Genomic DNA, 19,804 nt, shown 5'->3' with positions numbered 1-19,804 from the left:
AAGTCCTGAAACTATTTTCAAGAAAAAATTATTTAAAATGAAACAATCATTTGGGGAATTAATTAGAGAATTACGAGAAAAAGAAGGACTCCCTTTAAGAAAGGTGGCTGCTTTTATAGACATCGATGCTTCTACATTAAGTAAAATTGAACGTGGGGAGCGTTCGGCAAATAAAGAATTGATTCCGGCTTTTGCAGAAATTCTCAAAATATCAAACCATGATCTTACTTTAAGTTTATTGAGTGATACAGTTGTAGAATCTATTATCTATGAAAATAACTGTTCTGAAATTTTAAAAGTAGCAGAGGAAAAAATCAAATACTTTAAAAGTAAAAATTACGAACAAAGTAAATTAAAGTTTGATTAATGGAAATAGTAGATTTAGTTAATAGATTTAGTGCTGAAAGAGAACGATTTATCAGTTCTAGTTATAATGAGGCGCAACTTCGCACCGATTTTCTTGATCCTTTATTCAAACTTCTTGGATGGGACATTACCAATGAGCAGGGTAGACCAACTAATGAAAGAGAAGTTCTTGTAGAAGAAGGTTTGAGGGGAGAGGTTAGTGAAAATACTAAAAAACCAGATTATACTTTTAGACTATTTGCTGAAAGAAAATTTTTTGTAGAAGCAAAGAAACCATTTGTGAAAATAGAAACAGATGCAGAAGCAGCAAAGCAAGTAAGGAGATATGGCTTTACGGCCAAATTAAAAATTTCGGTGCTTACCAATTTTGAATATTTAGCAATTTATGACTGTTCGCAAATAGTAGAAGAAACTGATCAGGCTCAAAAAAGGAGGTTAAAACTCTATCACTATACAGAATTTCAGGAAAAATTCGAGGAAATTAAATCTTTGATTGGAAGGGAAGAAGTTTACTCCGGACATTTTGATGTTGAATGGGAAACTATTGAAAGACAAATTCAAACATATAACATTGATGATTTATTTCTAGCTCAAATTAATGAATGGAGAGTTTTATTAGGGACTGAAATTTACTCTAATAATCCGGATCTTGAAGAATCACAATTGAATGATATTGTACAGAGTTACATCAACAGTATCGTGTTTTTAAGGGTATGTGAAGACAGAAATATTGAATTATATAAAACATTATTAAATTTAGCAGAGAATAGAGATTTTTCCGCACTGATACAGGTTTTTAGGAATGCGGATATAAAGTTTAATGCAGGATTATTTAGTCAACCATTAAATGAAGAAATAATATCTAATGAGAGTAATGCTTTTTGGGATATCATTAAGCAACTCTATTTTCCTGAAAGCTCTTATTCCTTTTCGGTGCTTTCTTCTGATATTCTAGGACACATCTATGAAATATTTCTTGGAGAACAATTAAAAATTGAAGATGGGACTATAGTTTTACGAAAAAAACCTGAAGTTGAAGATAGGGATATTGTAACCACACCCACATTTATTGTTCGAGATATTCTGGCAGAAACCGTGCAAAAATATTGTGAGGGAAAGACAGACGAAGAAATACTCAACTCAAAATTTTCAGACATTGCTTGTGGTTCAGGCGCGTTCTTATTAGAAATATTTCAATTGCTTCAGGATATTTTAAAAGATTATTATGTTTTAAACAATCTGGATAAAGTAATTCAGGTAGGGATCAACAATTATAAACTCAAATTTAAAGTTAAAAATCAAATTTTAAGGCAATGTATTTTTGGAATTGATAAAGATTTTAATGCAGTTGAAGCTTGTAAATTTGGACTACTTCTTAAATTATTAGAAAACGAAGACAGAGAAAGTATCCCTATTCCGGCTCTTCCATCACTGAACCATAACATTCATTTTGGGAACAGTCTTATATCGCCAGGTCAAACCACTGCAGCAAATAGAGACCTGATCAATCCTTATGATTTTGGAACTGTTAAATATGATGTAATAGTAGGCAATCCACCTTATCTTGCAACGGAACACATCAAAAAATTTACGCCTTTAGAATTACCCTTATACAAAGCACATTATACTACAGCCTACAAACAATTTGATAAATATTTTTTATTCGTTGAGAGAGCCATCCACTTATTAAATCCAAGTGGTTATTTAGGACTTATAATACCGAGTAAATTCTCAAAATTAGGTGCAGGAAAGAATTTAAGACAATTACTTTCAGAAGAAAAACTTGTTGAAAAAGTGGTTTCATTTGGAGCAAACCAAGTGTTTCAGGATAAAAGCACTTACACCTGTATTTTGATACTTAAAAATTCAGAACATGAATTTTTACAATATCATGAAGTTAAAAATCTCAACAATTGGAAAGCTAAAAATTATGAGATTGATTACAGTCAAATCAATATTTCAAGTCTAAATGGCGAAACTTGGGAATTGCTTCCGCATGAGTTGAATCCAGCATTTAATTTAATAAAAAATCAAAGTGAAGAATTAGGAAATTTGGTTGGCAGTAAAAATATTTACAATGGAATACAAACAAGTGATAATAGAATCTACATTCATAATATTTCCAATGAAGATGATGATTTTTACTATTTCACTTTACATGAAATGGAATGGAAAGTAGAAAAGGAATTGACAAGGCCTTATTTTCAAACGAGTACTGGAAATAATAATTTAAATACCTACCGAACCCTCCAACCAAATTCATTTGTAATCTATCCTTATAGAAACCAACAAGGGAGAATATCTTTTGTAGATCTAACTACATTGGAAACTTCTTATCCGGAAACATTTAGATTTTTAAGTCACTACAAAAGCACATTACAATTAAGAGATATAAAACCCGCTCCTGAAACTGATAACGAATGGTATCGATTCGGAAGACATCAAAGTTTGGAAAAATGTGATGTTCCTGAAAAAATAGTTGTTGGAGTTTTGTCCCAGGGAGATAAATATGCGATAGATAATCAGCGAACTTTTATTTCTTCTGGAGGAACTGCAGGATATTGTATGATTACTTTACCAGATGATTTTCCATATTCTATATACTACATTCAGGCACTTCTAAATTCTAAATATGGAGAATGGTTTGCTTCGATTTACGGAGAAATATTTAGAGGTGGTTATATTGCTAGAGGAACAAAAGTTTTAAAAAGACTGCCAATTAGGAAAATTGATTTTGCAAATGAAGTTGATACAAATCTTCACAACAGAATTTCTGAAACACAACAAATTCTTATCAATTTACAAAGCAGAATTGATGAAAACCGAACCGATAACAGAGCACTAGTACCTTTAGAAAGAGAATTTATAGAAAAGAAAATAGAATTAGAAGATTTATTAAAAGAGTTGTTTAACCTTGGAGAAGATGAAAATCTTATTCCACAAATAAGTGAGATTTATGCAACTGATTAATGAAGCAACAAAAGATAAATTAAGAGGTGGATTTTATACACCGGAACCCATTGCACAGTTTATGCTGAAGTGGGCAACCAATGGTAACCAAGCACTGGATATACTTGAACCAAGTTGTGGAGATGGGGTATTTTTACAGATAATTAAAAATAATGAAATTGCATATAACTCGATTACCGCAGTAGAATTTGATGATGATGAATTTGTAAAAGTAGAAGCAATAGAATTGGAAAATTCTAATTATATCAATGATGATTTTCACAGATTCTGTCTTAATACGGATGCTAAATATGATTTGATAATAGGAAATCCTCCATATATTAGATACCAATATTTCAGTAAAGAACAACAGGAACTTGCTGCAGAGATATTTTCAAAATCAAATCTAAAATACTCAAAATTAACAAACGCCTGGGTTTCTTTTGTTGTTGGATCCAGTCAATTATTGAAGGAAGAAGGAAAAATAGCATTTGTACTACCGGCTGAAGTTCTGCAGGTTTCTTATGCACAACAGTTGAGAGAATTCTTGTCTCATTTTTATAATAAAATAAACATTATCTCTTTTGAGAAATTAGTTTTTCCTGAAATTCAGCAGGAAGTAGTTTTACTTTTATGTGAAAAGGATGGAACAAACCTACATAAAATTGATCATCTTGAAGTTAAAGATGCAGAGGATCTGAAGGATATTGACATTTTAAAATTGGATAGTCCACAGAAGAAAATTGACTTTAAATCGAATAAATGGACATTCTATTTTCTTGATCAGATTGAAATTGATTTTTTAGAAAAACTTCAAAAAAATAATACAGTCCCGAAATTAGGAAAATATGCTAATGTTGAAGTTGGAATTACAACCGGAGCAAATCCATTTTTTACAGTTCCTTTATCCACAATTCAATTTTACGATTTAGAAAAATATGCAAAACCTCTTGTAGGAAGAAGTGTGCAAGTTCCTAGTTTAATTTTCACTGAAAAAGATTGGAAAAAAAATAGAGATAGTGATGCAAGAACCCACTTGCTCACATTCCCAAAAATGAAAGATTTAAATGGTTCTTTTGGCGCAAGAGAATATATAGAGTTTGGAGAGGAACAAGAGATCAACAAAGGTTACAAATGTAGTATTAGAGAAGAATGGCAGATAGTGCCCTCACAGAAACTATCTGATGCATTATTTATTAGAAGAAACCATTTGTACCCAAAATTAATTATAAACGAAGCTGAAGCCTATACAACCGATACAATGCATCGGGTAAATATTAAGAAAGATGTTAATTTAAAAGCATTTGTTGCCAGTTATTATAATTCATTATCATTTGCATTTGCGGAAATCTCCGGAAGAAGTCACGGGGGTGGAGTTTTAGAATTAATGCCAAGTGAAGTAGAAAATATTATGCTTCCTTATCACGATTCCAATGAAGAATTGGTGGAAATGATTGATGAAATGATCAGATCTAATAAAAGTATTGATGAAATTCTAAAAATCACTAATGAAAAGATTTTGATTGAAAAATATAATTTTTCGAGAAAGGATGTTGAAATTGCTGATAAGATTTGGAAGAAATTATCGAGAAGGAGATTGAATAGGAATTAAAACTATATGTACTATGAAAATTAAACAACTTTCTGTAACAAATTTTAGATTGTTAGATAATATCACGATTAATGTTGAAGATGATATTACATTAATAGTAGGAAAAAATAATACCGGAAAGACATCATTATTTGAGGTTATAAATTTATTTTTTGATTCTAAAAATAGGATTTCATTCCATGATTTTGCATTTAATAGTCATGATGTTTTTAAATTGTGTCATGAAAATTATAAATTATTAGAAGATTTAGAGGAAGATAAAAAGAATGAACTTGAATTGACAATAATTGATGAAATTCCTAGAATAATTTTAAGAATTGAAATTGAGTACGACAAAGTGAAAGATTCTTTAATTAATATAAGTGAGTTTATTTCTGATTTAGATGATGCAAAATCAGATGTTTCAATTCTTTTCAAATTCGAACCCAAAGACACAATCAATTTATTTAAGTCTTTTGATAATAGAACCGTAAATGAAGTTGAATTAATAGATTGGTTAAATGAGAATATATCTTCCTTTTACACACTCCATGTTTTTGGTGGAGATAATTTAATAGATGACAATGTTTTAGCAAAAATTCAATCAATAATAAATTTTGAGACAATCCAAGCATCAAGAAAATTGGATGATACAAAAATGGATAAGAATAGATCTTTAGCACTTGGATTTTCTGATTATTACCAAAACATTAATTCTGATAATAATGAAGATGTTGAAAATTTGAAAAATACATTAAAAGAAGTTTCTACTGATTTGGATGTAAAGTATGAGAAAGTTCTCAAAAAAATTCTTGAAAAATTAAAATCTTTTGGTATAGATAAAGACATCAATATACCAGAAATTATATTGAAGTCTAAATTTGATCCTGAATCTATTATTAGAAATAATGTTAAATATTATTATAAAAGCGGGGGTATTGAATTACCTGAAAATTATAATGGACTAGGTTATAGCAATCTCATATTTCTAGTTTTAAAAATAGTAGCATTTATTGAGAATTTTAAAAAGAACAAAGCAAATAATAGTATTGAAATTCTTACGATTTTAATAGAAGAACCCGAAGCCCATCTACATCCTCAAATGCAACAAGTTTTTGTGGAGCAAATACGAGATACAATTGAAAAAGCATTAAAGGATGATGGCATTCAAGTACAACTAATAATTAGTACTCATTCTTCCCATATGGTAGCAGAGGCAGGTTTAAATGTCAAGCGCAGCTTTGAGAGAATTCGATATTTCAACAGATGTAAACAAGATGGTAAGACAATTATTGAGGTCAAAGATTTTAATGATTTTAAGCATAAAGAAAAGGATACAGATACTTTTAGATTTTTAAAACAATACTTAAACTTGCATAAATGCGATTTGTTTTTTGCGGATAAAGTTATTATGGTTGAAGGGATAACAGAAAAAATACTAATGCCATTATTTATTAGAAAAGTTGCAACGAAACTCGAAAATGAATATGTCTCTATTATTGAAGTTGGTGGAGCATATACTCATAAATTTAAAGAGTTTTTTAAATTTCTAAATACAAAAGTTCTTATAGTAACGGACATAGATTCTATAGATCCGGAAAACAGTAGAAAAGCTTGTAAAGTAGACACTTTAAATTCTAAAACGTCTAACCAAACATTAATATCTTGGTTGCCGGAAAAAGAATTAATTTCAGAATTATTATTAGCAACTACTGAATCGAAAATAGATTCAGGTATAATTAGAGTAGCATATCAAGTCACTGAAGATAGCCATACCTACACAGCAAGAAGTTTAGAAGAAGCAATAATAAATTGTAATAAAATTTTTTTCACACACTCTAACGAAAATTTAACTGTTAAGGAAAAGTTTATATTATTGAGAAATAGAGATTTATTAGAAGAACCGTATGCGCTATCGCCAAATTCCAAACAAAAAACTGACTTTACCTTTGATTTATTGACCTTTGATGAATCAAATGAGTATTTGGAAAGAAAGACCTGGAATGTTCCCAAATATATTAAGGAAGGTTTAGAATGGTTAGAAACAAATGAACATTTAGAAACCATAGAAGCTAATTAATATGGGGGCATTTGAAGAAATTAAGGAATGTATTGAAGCTAAATCAAGCTTCGTAGTTGAAGCGGGAGCAGGATCTGGAAAAACCTATGCATTAATTCAAACCTTAAAATATTTAATAGAAACGACGGGAGATGTTTTACAATCTAATAAACAAAAAATCATTTGTATTACTTACACCAATGTGGCTAAAAATGAAATCATTAAAAGAATTGAATATAATGATTTAGTTAATGTTTTTACAATCCACGAATTTTTGTGGCAATCAATTAAACAGTTTCAAAAACAATTGAAGATTGAGATTTGCAAACTAAATGAGTTGAGATTGTCGAACGATATAATCAAAGGTAATGCTTCAAAGTATATTCAAAATTTGATTGAAAGAATCGGAAACATACAATCTATTTTTTATAATGATTCTTCGTTTCGAGATTTTGAAAGAGGAGAGCTACATCATGATGACGTAATTGACTTATCAAAAATGCTTTTTAAAGAATATCCTCTACTAACATCTATTATAGCACAAAAATATCCGTATATTTTTATTGATGAATATCAAGATACTTCGGTAGAAACTGTTGAAGCACTAATAGATTATTTATTGCTTCGACATCAAACCGCAATATTACTCGGTTTTTATGGTGATTCTCATCAAAAAATTTATAATACCGGAATAGGAAGTCTTAAAGATTACTATGAAGGGGAAAATAATAAACTCACATTAATAAAAAAAGAAGAAAATTACAGATCCTCAAAAACTGTAGTTAATTTATTAAATAACTTCCGTACAAATATTAAGCAAGAGTCTAAAAGAGATTTAGAGGGTTCAGTAAATTTTGTCTATTGGAAAAATCATCCGGAGAAAGAGAAAAATCAAAAGGTTAAAGAATTTGAAGACTCATTGAAAAGTATAAAAAATAATTATTACGATAAGGTTATTGAAAAGCTAAATAGTGATGGATGGGACTTTGGAAACAATAGTATAGATAAGATTTTAGTGCTAGCTAATAGTAGAATTGCAGAAAGAGCTGGTTTTTCAAACCTATACAAAATATTTAGTAAACGATATGGTCAATCGACCAAAGAACGTCTTTTGGATAGAAATCATTTTTTAATCAAATTTTTTACTGGATATATTGATAAAAAGAACTCTCAAGAAAGAGAGGTTGGTTTAGAACATCTTATGCTTTATTGGTTGAATAATAATCATAATAAAGCAATCAGGTTTATTAAAAAAAATGGAACTATTTTAAATGAGTTTCAACACTCAAAAAAGAAAGAAGTATCAGATATTTTAGATGATTTATCAAATTATAGACATGATAAAACAATTAGAAAAGTATTAGAAATTGTTTTGCAAAAGGGAATTTTATATTCGAGGAATTATCAAGATTTTATTGAGCGCATCTATAAAGATTTAGAAGGAGTAGATCCAGACATAAAAGATAAAATCGAAAAGGATAAATTTTTTTATGAATCTTTTTTAAATCTACCCTATAGTGAAATTTTAAACTTTTGGAAACATATTCAGAATGAAACAGTGTTTTCAACTAAACATGGTACAAAAGGGGATGAATATAGAAACGTCTTGACAGTAATTGATGATACTGAATGGAAGGCAGAATATAATTTCAATAATTTTTTCAGCAGTTCTGATGAAAAACCTGAAAGAGCATTACGAACACGCAATTTATTTTATGTTGAGTGTTCTCGTGCTAAAGATAATTTGGTTGTTTTAATGTTATCAAAAATTGATAGTAATGCATTAGTTAAGATTAAAACATGGTTCGGAGAAGAAAATGTTATTGATGTTGATGAATTTGTGAAATTCGAATAGATTTTTTTTAAAAGTTATATAAAATTTTTTGTCACATCAAGACCCTCCTCCACAATTTTAGGAATATCATTGTAAGAAGTTATTTTTGATATTCCAGTGTTTAAGGCCGTTAAATCTATAATTTGAGGTTCGTCATTGGATTTGGAAATGTAGATTTCTATTGCCCGTTTTAAGCGGTCTTTGACTTCTTCTAATTGCTGTTCAAAATTTGGCAAAAAAGATGATTTCTTTCCAAATTCAGCATTTGTCAAATTTAGAAATTCTTGCTTATGAGCGCGACTTATTCTTCCATCAAATTTAAAAGCTCTTGATAAAAAATGTTCATAATTCATTGCATAGGCATGCAGTTCTCTTTCTTCTTTTATTCCCATAATGTGACAATTCTAACGATTAAATTTATTGTATTTTTATTCAATTGCTCCGAGTAAATATCCAGTAGTTAATCCTTTTTCTTTAAAGAAATTTTTCACTTGACTTTTATTATCAGATAAAATTCTATCAATGTCAGAATTAGTAGGCGTTTCCCAAACATTCCAACTAACAATTCTTCTAACAATTCTTCTAACAATTCTTCTTATTTTTTCAAAACTATCATCTGAAATTTCTCTGTAAAAAATCTGTGCTTTTTCATCTTGATCTATAATTTCAAGTTTTGCAGCAACTGCATCACGTAATAATTCCGACCATGCCATTATTGATTTACTTCTAAACATTCTGTTAAGTTTATTTTGTATCAAATCGTTATCTGTTTTAGAAGCATCCCACTTATGCAATATCTCTTCATCAATAATATTACAAAGACTAATTGCATTAGAAATTTCCTTATCTCGTTTATAATTTTCACTTGTTAGATCATCATCAGTAGGACTTCTATAAAGAAAATTTGTAAAAATTGATTTTGTCAACATATCTAATGTTAATGGATAGTCCGCAGAACTTCTATTGCCCTTTGAAACTAACCGAACTATTTTATTTGTTGTTTCATCTAATATTGAATCATAAATAAAACTCGTAAATCGTTTATTTACTTCTGCGTTTGTCAGTTGCTCTCCTAATCTAATAAATTTAACAAAACCTGCCTCAGTTTTCTTTTCACCATCTTCTACATTTTTATATTCTTCAAATTCTTTCCCAAATTGACTGCCAAGCTTTGCAACCATAACTGATGAAAAAAATCTTGTCTGTGCAAATTTATCGTGAGCAGAAATATTAGTTTGATTTAAACTTTTCGGATCTGGATCAATGTAGATTTTAAGTTCAAAATTTTTTCTTTCATTCCATAGTAGCGAAGCTATTTTATGTTGACCATCAAAAATTAATATTTTGTTCTGATATAATCTCGCAATTGAAGGATTTAAGACCGTATTTCTTTGAAAATGTCTATATAAATCAAATACCTTTTCTTTAATTAAATATCTTGGTTGCAATCCAATTTTCCCATCTTCGTCATCATCACTATTTATTACATTTACTGGCAATGTAGCATAAAAATACTTCCATTTTGTTGTGGGACAAGTGTATAATCTGAAATTTTCTTTTTTATTTGAAAATTCAAGTTCGATTGAATCATCAGAGATTTTATGATAAACAGTCTCTCCGAAACTTGTAATGATATTTTCATTTTTAAAAAATTCTAATTCGTGCTTTAGCGTTAATGCTTGCCCTTTATTAAAAAACTCTTCTAATCTAATTTTTATTCTAAAATCCTCAAGTGGCAAACGTCCTTTTTGCAAATTATGTTGCTGACACATTGGAGCAATATTGTCAATTTCAGAAGCGCCATCATTTACGAATGCTTTTATATGATCAAAATGAATTTCATCAGTTTCTAAAATATCATGTCCAGTTGCATAACACTTTCTGCCAAATCTTTCAATAATCTGTGCTTTTTCCGATTCTGTAATTTGTCTATTTAATATTACTGCCATTTTTATTTTTTTTATGATAATTCTAATTTAAGACATCTTTAATTTTAAACTTGAACTATAAATTTTTTTTTTTTCTTCTTTATTCATATTTAAGTGGAAAGTAAAATCTCTTTCTTTATCAAACGAAAAGTCATTGAAGACCCATCCTTTGACTTTTGAATAATGATTGAATTCGTCCCAAAAGTGTGCATAACTTTTTTTGTCAACAAAATTATTTTCATCCTCTTGACAAAATGGAACTATAAATGTTATTAATTTGCAAGTTAGATGAAATTCACCGACCATGTATGGAATTTTTTTATTATCGTTTTTTCTGATATAAAGAAATAATTTAGGTTCGGTTGTAAAATGATGGTAGGAAATTAGTTCACCAATTTTGGGTAAAATTTTAGATGTTAGTTTCTTATTAACCCATTCTATTGTTTTTTCGAATTTTTGAATTTCCTCTGTATCAATAACACTCAAGCAAAACTTCACAAGGCATCGATAAATATCCTGTGAGTTAATTTTATCTTGTAACTCTAACTTAATATTATAATCATCTGGATATTCTTCAACATCCGGTCTGCTATCTATACTTTGAAATTTTATTTCTAAATCATCATTTTTTACGATCTCAAAATTTTTACCTTTTATTTTTTTACTTCCTCCTTTGCCTTTAATGTCATAAAACGTTCTGAATATTGAATAAAAATTAATGATATCTGGTTCAATTTCAACGCTAAATTTATCGTTGCAGCGGTCACACTCATCATAAAGAAAAACTTTTTTATTTCCTAAGCCTTCGGATATTGCATGGGCTTTGCTTTTGAACGTTGTTTCTCCATTTAATTTACCGCAAAATCTACATTTTCGATTTTGTTTATCTCCAATAAATATTCTTTCGCCACCAAACGCTCTTAATCGATAATTGTCAAGGGTAGCTCCAAATGTATTTTCGAATTCTTTATTAAGTTGATCAAACGTTTCGTCTCCTTGAAGTGAAATCAAATAATTGTTTAATTTATTTGATTCTTGAATGGTTAATTCAAAATTCGGAAGAAAAAAAAAGTATTCATCTTCCTTTAAACGACTGAAATATGCTGTCACTTGGTTTATACTTGGTGGAAATCTATCCTTAAAAAGTGCAATAAATTTTTTAATACCAATTTTATTATCACTATCATATTTTTGTAAGCCATTAATCTTTTTTGAAGAAATATCTCCGAAGAGTTCATAAAGACCAAATACAAAATCTTCAATCAATTTTTGATTTTCGGACTCTAATAAGAATGATAAAGTTTCGTTTAGAGATTTGAAAGTAATTTTAGAACTCCAAGATTTATTCATATTTTTTGTAAAAAAGTAATGCAAGATTTATTTTTTGGGTTGTAATACTATTTAACTAATTTTCAAAACGCTGTATAACGTCTCCTTATGCAGACTGAAAAGTTCCGCTAATTCGACAGTGATTTTCCTTTTAATAAAGTTTAATAATTTCTCTTAGGTAGGCGACTTGTTTCTCTACCATTATTTCTGGCTTGTTCTATTAAATATTTCAAGTTCTTGTTTTGGTATAATGAGTTTAAAGCCTGCGAAAGATATTCTATAAGCACTATTTTAAAATTTCACGTCTCACGGACTTTGTGAGGCGAATAAAAGCAAGATCTCAATTTTCTACTTCTTCGGAGAAAAAAAGCAAATATAGAAAAGATTTGAAAAGGGGACATAGTTATCAAAAAAACTATATCATTTAAGTCATTTCCGGAATATGTATAGGCACCTACATCAGAATCTTAAAATTGAAAACCACTGAATCCTAATTTAACAGAAACTTTTATGAAGTTGATGTGGTGGAGCAATTAACTAAGAAAAATGAGGAACTGGTGACTAACATTTGTTGTGATTTGATAAAAATCAATTCAAAATATAAAAATCCAAACTTATTAATTGAATTTTTTATATATTATAAAATAAACTAGTTAAATTTATGCTCTAAATAATAAATTATGATAATTACTACAGCATTGGTAACTGGATTGTTGCTGAGATTAGGAGAGAAAGGACTTGAAAAAGCATTTGAAACTGGTGGAGAAAAAATTTCGGAAGATTCAATAAATTGGATAAAAAGTCTCTTTTATAAAGATGGAAAACCTAAAAAAGCATTAAAGGAACTTCAAGAAGAGCCCGAAAACAATGGAAAACAGGAAATAGTAAAAGGTATAATTGAGAATAGTATTGAAGATGATGAAGAAAATAAGAAATATTTTGAAGAGTTAATTGAGAAACTTCCGAATATACAAAATACGATATCAAATAGTAAAAATGTTGTAGTAGGAGATATCACTTCTGGTAGTAGTACTATAGTAGGTGATGGAAATGTGATAAATTAATAGTTATGAGTAATAATATTGTTACTGCTCCCATTAATGCAGGAGAAAATGCTATTATTGGCAATGGCAATACTGTAATCCAAAATTTTATCAGCGGATTAGATATTTTATTGAATGAGTACAAAGACCAACTAACATATATTTCAAATTTACTCAATGAATTTAAACCTAAAACAGCCCTAGATCTTTTACAAGATATCGAATATCGAATAAAGGATAAAGAAATTGCTCAAAAAGAAATTTTATCTGGCAAAATCTTGTATTTAAGGGGTTTGTGTAAATCAGAAGTTGAAAACTTTAAAAAAGAAGATTCCGCAAAAGATTTTATCAAAGCGTACAACATCAATAAGAATGATAATACTTTCAGAGATAGGGCTTGTATTGAATACTTAAATTTACAAGAAAATGAAAAAGCAAATTCATTAGCAGCAGAAATTTTAAAGAGTGATGAATTTAACGTTGCAGCATGGTATGTAAAATGTATTTTGTCGGAAGATTTGCTTACAACTCTAAAATTAGTTCCTAAAAATTTAAGAGATAGTTCTGATTTTACTAATTCTTTAGTATTTAGAATTATCCGTATGGATGAATATAATTCTTTTGATGATTTAAAAAAATATAATATTGAGTATAAGGTCAGTTTGGATGAGTTTAAAGAATTAACATTTGCAAATAAACTCAAATGGATTATTAATATTGATTTGCTAATAAACAAATTTTTTTCTGAGTTTCCCTTACGGTACATTTCAGGAGAAAAATTAATAGTTGAAAATAATTCAAGTATGCAAAAGGCACTTGAATTACTAGAAAAATATGTTTTGACATTAGACAAGACAGAACTTTCCGACTGTATAATACCCTATAAGTTTTATTACCACTACCTAAAATATTTGATAAAGAATGATAAAGAAGATTATTTAGCATTATTTGAAAATTATAATAATTTAAAAGAAATGCATTGGTCTTTGACGGTATGCTTATGTCAGGTTCTCAATCACAATAAAAAATTTGAAGATACATTAAAAGTCTTAAATGAATATTTAACAAAAGGGGGAGAAGAAATTGTTGAATATTTTATTTTTAAAGCCGTTGTATTAGATGCTTTAGAAAAATATGATGATGTAGAGGAAATGTTTTTACAATATTTGAATTTTAAAGACTCAATTGATGAAAAGACCGTTCTTAATATTTTTTACACTTTTTTCAATATTCAAAAAAAATATGCTGATTTGGATTTGTTTAATCGAGAGAATGAGGAAATGCTTAAAAAAAATTACGCCTTTCCTGAACTTAGGGAACTTGTTGATGTTACATTAAAAGTCAATTTTTTGGATGATAAAGGAGAAGATGTAAAAAATCAATTAAGAAAAATTAGTATAAACAGTTTCAGTTTGATTGGTTGTAAAACTCTTATTGCAAGAAATTTTGAAAGTATAGGATTAAGAAAAGAAGCAATAAATTGTTTAGAAAAATTTGTTGATAAAACCAAAATATCAGAAGAGTTGCGACTATATATTCATTTTTTAATAGAACAATTATATGATAAAAATGATATCGAAAGACGATATAAAGAATTACTAAAACTATTGGAGTTTTGGAGAAAGAATAGTGATTATGTAGATGAACAGTTGTTGTTGGTAGAGCATAATCTTTTTATGGATATTAATGATCTGGAAAATCTTATAATAATTGATAAATTACTTTATACATTTTTTCCCGAAAATGAACAATATCAATTTTTTGTTTTGTTAACGTTGGATAAATTGGGGAATTATGAGCAAATAAATGAGTTTTCAGAAATTTTAAAAACCAATTTTGAAAATGAAATTTTAGGAGTAAATATTGCAATACTTCTATTAAGAAATAAAATTGATACACTAAAGGCGTTCTTAATTTTATTTAATTTGGCGGAAAATAAAAGTAATATTAATGCACGTAGATCGTACTTTACAAACTCTACAATGTTCACAGAGTATCTTGAAAAATATGAAGAAGTAAAATTTGGAAATTGGGTTGTTTATAAGGTAGACGAAGTAATAGATAAGATAAAAATAGAAAAAAATGATGGGTTACAAGGGAGATTTTTAGGAAAGAAAATCGGAGATAAGTTTATTGAAGTCGCAAAGATGTCAGGAAATACGAAAAACATTGAAATTTTAGAAATTTTCAATGACGCAATGAAATTGTTTAGAGAAATAACTGAGGAGGCCCATAATCCAATAAATGAACTTGGTTTTGAATCTATGAAACTACCTGAAAACATTGAGGATTTAGAAAGTTTTTTAAAAAATCAATTTGGAATACAAGGAACTGAACAAAAAAGCTATATAGATGTATCTCTGAACGATTATTATAATTCAGGCAAAGGTTTTATTGAAATTACTAAAGCGGTTTTTAAGGATGATTTTATAGACGCCTACAATCATCTCACTTTAAATGTAGGAACTAAATATACTACTATTCCGAGTTCAGTAACTAATAATGATTTTGTTGAAGATTACGGATTAGATTTTAGTACATTAATATTATTTTACAATTTAGAAACAAATTTCGAATTTAAGTTTATTCATAAATTTAAAATTTCATTTCAGATTAAATCAGAACTTGAGAGTAGAATCCAGGAACTAAAAGTTTCTCCAGTTTCAACGCTTTCTGTTAATATTACTCTTGATCGAGTGGAAAAATTTATATATCCCGAGAATATAAATGAAATAAGAATTGAATATTTGGAGAAAGTGCTATTATGGGTCACTAATAATTGTATTGTGGATAAAGTAATTGAAAAACTTGAGCTATATCCGAAATTAAGAGAAAACGAGAATCATTTTGATTCAAATTTTAGTAAAATGCTTGTTGATTTAATGTATATGTCCTCAAGGCAAGATTTTAGATTGATTAGTAGTGATTCATTTATATTTATTAATAACCATAGGATTAATATATACACCAATATTTTAAATCCAGAGAAATATCTTAAAACATATTACTCGGAAAAGTGCGACGAAACATTTTATAGGCAACTTTTAAAATGGAACTATACAGGCATTGATATAAATTTTGGTGTTTTAAAAAGTGAATTTGTTGATTTCCTTGCGGGAAAAGATAATTGTTATTCTAAAGCCGTCGATAACTTACAGTTTTCTTTGAACTCAAATCCGGAAATAATTTATACATGTAGTAAATTTTTGAAAGAAGTCTATTTGTTTAGCTCGATTACTATTGAGAATAAAAATCGATATTCTTTCGATATTATTTCAAGCAGCTTTAATCAAATGCCAATCGAGCTTATAAACATGTATGAAGGTTTAATTAGAGCTGAATTTAAGTTGTTAGGCGATTACTTCGATGAAGTTCTTCTAACCTTTCAAGAAGTTAAGAAATTGTACGGTTTAATTTGAAAATAAAAATATTAGTACAAAAAAAACACAAATTTAAACTAAAATACTCTAAATGAATTATTCAGGATTTTGTTACGTATAGTCGATGGTTTAGAGTTTTTTTAAAATTGCTCATATTGATAGATTATATATTTTAAAACTATTGTTTAAAAGAATGTGGGTAAATAATATATTTTTAATGTCATGTGATCTCATACAATACAAACAGCCAAAACTAAATAAGTTTTGGCTGTATTTTTGGCTGTAATTACCATAAGTGTTTGATAATCAATTGAAATTGTAGAGAGGATGGGATTCGAACCCACGGTACAGTTGCCCGTACACTAGCTTTCCAGGCTAGCTCCTTCAACCACTCGGACACCTCTCTAATTGAAGACTGCAAAAATAGCGTAATTATTTGAATTCTAAAAACCGATTCGTGAATTTTTCAAAATTAAAAACGCTTCGTGTTTTGAAGATGTTCAAGATTACAATTATTCCGAAACTTCACCACAAAGATTTTTAGCAAAATTTTCTGCGAAACTTCCTTCGTAATTAGGATTATCTAAAAGGTGCATCGCTTTTGTTATCGCACTTTCCGACGTTATGTCGTGTCCGCTGATCGCACCGATTTTTGTAAAGATATTAGAATTTGTGTACTTTCCAAAACTGATTCCTCCCGAAACACATTGCGAGATCACCACGATTTCAGTTCCCTGATCGCGCAACGTTTGTAAGGTTTTCTGCGTTTTCTCTGTGTTGAAAATTGTTCCGGAACCAAAAACCTGCAGCACCAAAACTTTAACTTTCGGAATTTCAGAAAAATGATTCAAATGCATTCCCGGGAAAATCCGCCAGAATAAAACATCCTGCGAAATGTGATTGTCCACGTGAAACGGCTCAGAAGTTCTGTTCCGCCATAAATAATCTTTCTTCACATTCAAATGAACTCCAGATTGACCTAAAACTGGGTAGTTAGGAGTTTGATAAGCGTCAAAAAACTCCGCAGAATATTTCAAAGTTCGGTTTCCACGCAGCAATTTATATTCAAAATAAACCGCAACTTCCTGAATCACCGCCTCATCATTTTCGTACAAACTGGCGTAATATAAACTCGTAAGTAAATTTTCCTTCGCATCTGTCCGCAAATCACCGATGGGCAATTGTGAGCCCGTTAAAATTACGGGTTTGGTCAGGTTTTTCAACATAAAACTGAGTGCCGAAGCGGTGTAAGACATCGTGTCCGTTCCATGCAAAATTAAAAATCCATCATATTTATCGTAATTTTTACCAATATAATTCGCGATGATTTTCCACTCCGTTGGACCCATATCCGATGAATCCAAAGGCTTTTCAAAGGGATGAACCGTAACTTCGCATTCGATCATTTTCATTTCCGGAATTTTTTTAAAAATATTGCCGAAATCAAAAGCCTGCAAACTGCCCGTTTCGTAATCTTTTTCCATGCCGATCGTTCCACCCGTATAAATCAGGAGCACTTTTCTTTTCATAGCTTCAAAAATACGGTATTTCAAAGAATAACAAAAATGCAGATTTGGGCGATTTTTTTAGATTTTCCCGCACCAGAATCTACCACCCAAAATCTAAAAAACCGGGCTCTTCGTTCCAATTCCTCATGCAGCCGCTTATCAATGAACCGCACAATTTTGCCACCGCTAATTCCGGGATTTCCACTGCGATCCCTATCGCGGGACACCGCCGATCCACGAGCGCTGTTAGAGCTCCAAGCTACGAACAGCGCTTCCAAAAAAAAATCCGATTAAACTTGTTCACGCTCGCTTCGCTCGCAACCTTTTCTCCCCAATTCATCACCATCAAACTCCAAAATAATCCTTAATTTTATCGCCATGAAAAACCGACAAGCCTTCGAGTATCTGCAGCAATTTCTCACCGAGGAGCGCCTTCAAAAAATCAATCATTTTGCGCTTGAAAGTTCAGATTATGTTTTACCTGTCATCGAAGATGTATTTCAGTTCCGAAATGCAGCTGCCATTGTTAGGTCTGTAGAAGCGTGCGGACTTCATAAAATCGTGGCTATGGAAAGCCAGAACGAATTCAATCCAAACTTGCGCGTTACAAAAGGTGCAGAAACCTGGGTAGAATTGGAAAGACTTCCACACAGTCTTGATTCTATTAATGAAATTAAAAACCGCGGTTATAAAATTGTAGCAGTTTCGCCCGAAAAAAATGCAACGCGGTTACCGGATTATCAGATCACAGAGCCTGTAGCTTTAATTTTCGGTACCGAAGCCGAAGGAGTGACCGAGGAGATTTTAGATTTCGCCGATGAAACCTTAGCCATTCCGATGTATGGATTTACGAGAAGTTTTAATGTATCTGTTGCCGCCGCAATTTGTGTTTATGAACTCAAACAAAAACTCCTGAAATCAAATATCGATTACAAATTATCGGAAGAAAAACTCTGGCAAATGAAAGTTCGCTGGGCGGTAAATTCATTACAAAGTGGCGACCAGATTTTAGCGAAATATCTAAATGAAAATTTCAATAAGTAATGAGCGAAATTTGCAATAAGTTTAATTTTCAAATTAGCACATTTTCAAATCGTCACATCATCAACCCGTAATTCCAGGCTGCCACAAAAACTCCCGCAGTTTCTGTTCTTAATCTCTGGCTTCCGAGCGAAACAGCTTTCACTCCTTTTTCTGCTAAAAGCTGAATTTCCTTATCAGAAAAATCACCTTCAGGACCAATTAAAAAAGTGACATTTTCTTGAGATTGAATATCTTTTAATTCGATTCGTTCTGAATTTTCATTGCAGTGCGCTACAAATGTTGTTTTCGGATCAATATCTTTAATAAAATCTGTAAACTTTGTTAAGTCATTTATGATGGGGAAATGAAAGCGCAGACTTTGTTTCGAAGCGGAAACCGATTGTTTTCTGATCTTTTCGATGTTTACATTTTTTCTTTCCGTTTGTTCGGTCTGAATTAAAGTAATTTCTGAAATTCCCATTTCTGTGGCTTTTTCCACAAAAAATTCAATACGGTCAATATTTTTTGTCGGCGCGATTGCAATATGAAGTTGCGTCGGAAAATTCGGAAGGTTTTCTTTAATTTCCAGAACATCCAGAGAAACTTTCTTGCCTTCAAAAACCAGATTTCCTTTCGCCAGATTTCCTTTGCCATCGGTGATAAAAATTTCTTCGCCAGATCTCATCCGCAAAACTTTTACAATATGCGTTTGTTCTTCGCTGTCGATATGAACTTGATCACCGGTGATTTCTCCGTAAAATAATTTCATTTAAAGCTTGTTCTATTTTTAATTG

Annotated in this window: 14 protein-coding genes and 1 tRNA gene; 9 read left to right on the top strand and 6 right to left on the bottom strand. The window is 30.0% G+C overall.

What is annotated here, in order from left to right:
- Positions 1-37: 37 nt before the first annotated feature.
- Genes ACZ9HT_RS13355 through ACZ9HT_RS13335 form a run of 5 tightly spaced genes read left to right on the top strand, consistent with a single transcriptional unit; the run spans position 38 to position 8,820 of the window.
- On the top strand, positions 38-367 hold the full coding sequence (locus ACZ9HT_RS13355) for a helix-turn-helix domain-containing protein (RefSeq protein ID WP_476040987.1): 330 nt from the start codon (positions 38-40) through the stop codon (positions 365-367).
- Positions 367-3,336 carry an Eco57I restriction-modification methylase domain-containing protein gene (locus ACZ9HT_RS13350; RefSeq protein WP_476040986.1) on the top strand — a complete coding sequence of 990 codons (2,970 nt, stop codon included), beginning with the start codon at positions 367-369 and terminating at the stop codon, positions 3,334-3,336. Before ACZ9HT_RS13355 ends, ACZ9HT_RS13350 begins: the two co-directional genes overlap by 1 nt.
- Entirely contained in the window at positions 3,323-4,927 is a 1,605-nt protein-coding gene (locus ACZ9HT_RS13345; protein ID WP_476040985.1) for an Eco57I restriction-modification methylase domain-containing protein, read from the top strand. Before ACZ9HT_RS13350 ends, ACZ9HT_RS13345 begins: the two co-directional genes overlap by 14 nt.
- A 13-nt stretch (positions 4,928-4,940) precedes the next feature.
- Complete coding sequence (locus ACZ9HT_RS13340) at positions 4,941-6,986, top strand: ATP-dependent nuclease (RefSeq protein WP_476040984.1); 2,046 nt, start codon at positions 4,941-4,943, stop codon at positions 6,984-6,986.
- A gap of 1 nt (position 6,987) precedes the next feature.
- Complete coding sequence (locus ACZ9HT_RS13335) at positions 6,988-8,820, top strand: UvrD-helicase domain-containing protein (RefSeq protein WP_476040983.1); 1,833 nt, start codon at positions 6,988-6,990, stop codon at positions 8,818-8,820.
- 14 nt (positions 8,821-8,834) lie between these two features.
- Here the strand turns inward: ACZ9HT_RS13335 and ACZ9HT_RS13330 are convergent, their stop codons facing one another.
- From ACZ9HT_RS13330 to ACZ9HT_RS13320, 3 genes are read right to left on the bottom strand one after another with little or no spacing between them, the layout of a single operon-like run.
- On the bottom strand, positions 8,835-9,191 hold the full coding sequence (locus ACZ9HT_RS13330; RefSeq protein ID WP_476040982.1) for a hypothetical protein: 357 nt from the start codon (positions 9,189-9,191) through the stop codon (positions 8,835-8,837).
- 36 nt (positions 9,192-9,227) lie between these two features.
- Positions 9,228-10,748, bottom strand: coding sequence for an HNH endonuclease (locus ACZ9HT_RS13325; RefSeq protein ID WP_476040981.1), 1,521 nt, complete (start codon positions 10,746-10,748; stop codon positions 9,228-9,230).
- Positions 10,749-10,775: 27 nt separating this feature from the next.
- Positions 10,776-12,077, bottom strand: coding sequence for a hypothetical protein (locus ACZ9HT_RS13320; protein WP_476040980.1), 1,302 nt, complete (start codon positions 12,075-12,077; stop codon positions 10,776-10,778).
- 659 nt (positions 12,078-12,736) lie between these two features.
- Here ACZ9HT_RS13320 and ACZ9HT_RS13315 point away from each other — a divergent pair.
- Together ACZ9HT_RS13315 and ACZ9HT_RS13310 are read left to right on the top strand one after the other, a co-directional pair.
- Positions 12,737-13,120, top strand: a complete 384-nt coding sequence (locus ACZ9HT_RS13315) for a hypothetical protein (protein WP_476040979.1) — start codon at positions 12,737-12,739, stop codon at positions 13,118-13,120.
- 5 nt (positions 13,121-13,125) lie between these two features.
- A complete protein-coding gene (locus ACZ9HT_RS13310; protein ID WP_476040978.1) occupies positions 13,126-16,518 on the top strand; it encodes a hypothetical protein in 3,393 nt (1,130 codons plus the stop codon).
- A 280-nt stretch (positions 16,519-16,798) separates the two neighbouring features.
- Here the strand turns inward: ACZ9HT_RS13310 and ACZ9HT_RS13305 are convergent.
- Together ACZ9HT_RS13305 and ACZ9HT_RS13300 are read right to left on the bottom strand one after the other, a co-directional pair.
- Positions 16,799-16,885 (bottom strand) — tRNA-Ser (locus ACZ9HT_RS13305).
- 106 nt (positions 16,886-16,991) lie between these two features.
- A complete protein-coding gene (locus ACZ9HT_RS13300; protein WP_476040977.1) occupies positions 16,992-18,008 on the bottom strand; it encodes an asparaginase in 1,017 nt (338 codons plus the stop codon).
- Positions 18,009-18,052: 44 nt separating this feature from the next.
- Here ACZ9HT_RS13300 and ACZ9HT_RS13295 point away from each other — a divergent pair, with 44 nt between their 5' ends.
- Positions 18,053-18,355, top strand: a complete 303-nt coding sequence (locus ACZ9HT_RS13295; RefSeq protein WP_476040976.1) for a hypothetical protein — start codon at positions 18,053-18,055, stop codon at positions 18,353-18,355.
- Between the two features lie 10 nt (positions 18,356-18,365).
- Positions 18,366-19,031, top strand: a complete 666-nt coding sequence (locus tag ACZ9HT_RS13290) for a TrmH family RNA methyltransferase (RefSeq protein ID WP_476040975.1) — start codon at positions 18,366-18,368, stop codon at positions 19,029-19,031.
- A 52-nt stretch (positions 19,032-19,083) separates the two neighbouring features.
- On the opposite strand, the gene ACZ9HT_RS13285 is transcribed toward ACZ9HT_RS13290, so the two are convergent.
- Entirely contained in the window at positions 19,084-19,779 is a 696-nt protein-coding gene (locus ACZ9HT_RS13285) for an RsmE family RNA methyltransferase (protein ID WP_476040974.1), read from the bottom strand.
- Between the last annotated feature and the right edge of the window lie 25 nt (positions 19,780-19,804).

The organism is Chryseobacterium sp. UYP7 (genome assembly GCF_056279225.1).
The sequence above is the reverse complement of the archived record's forward strand: the minus strand, read 5'-3'. Positions and strand labels throughout refer to the sequence as shown.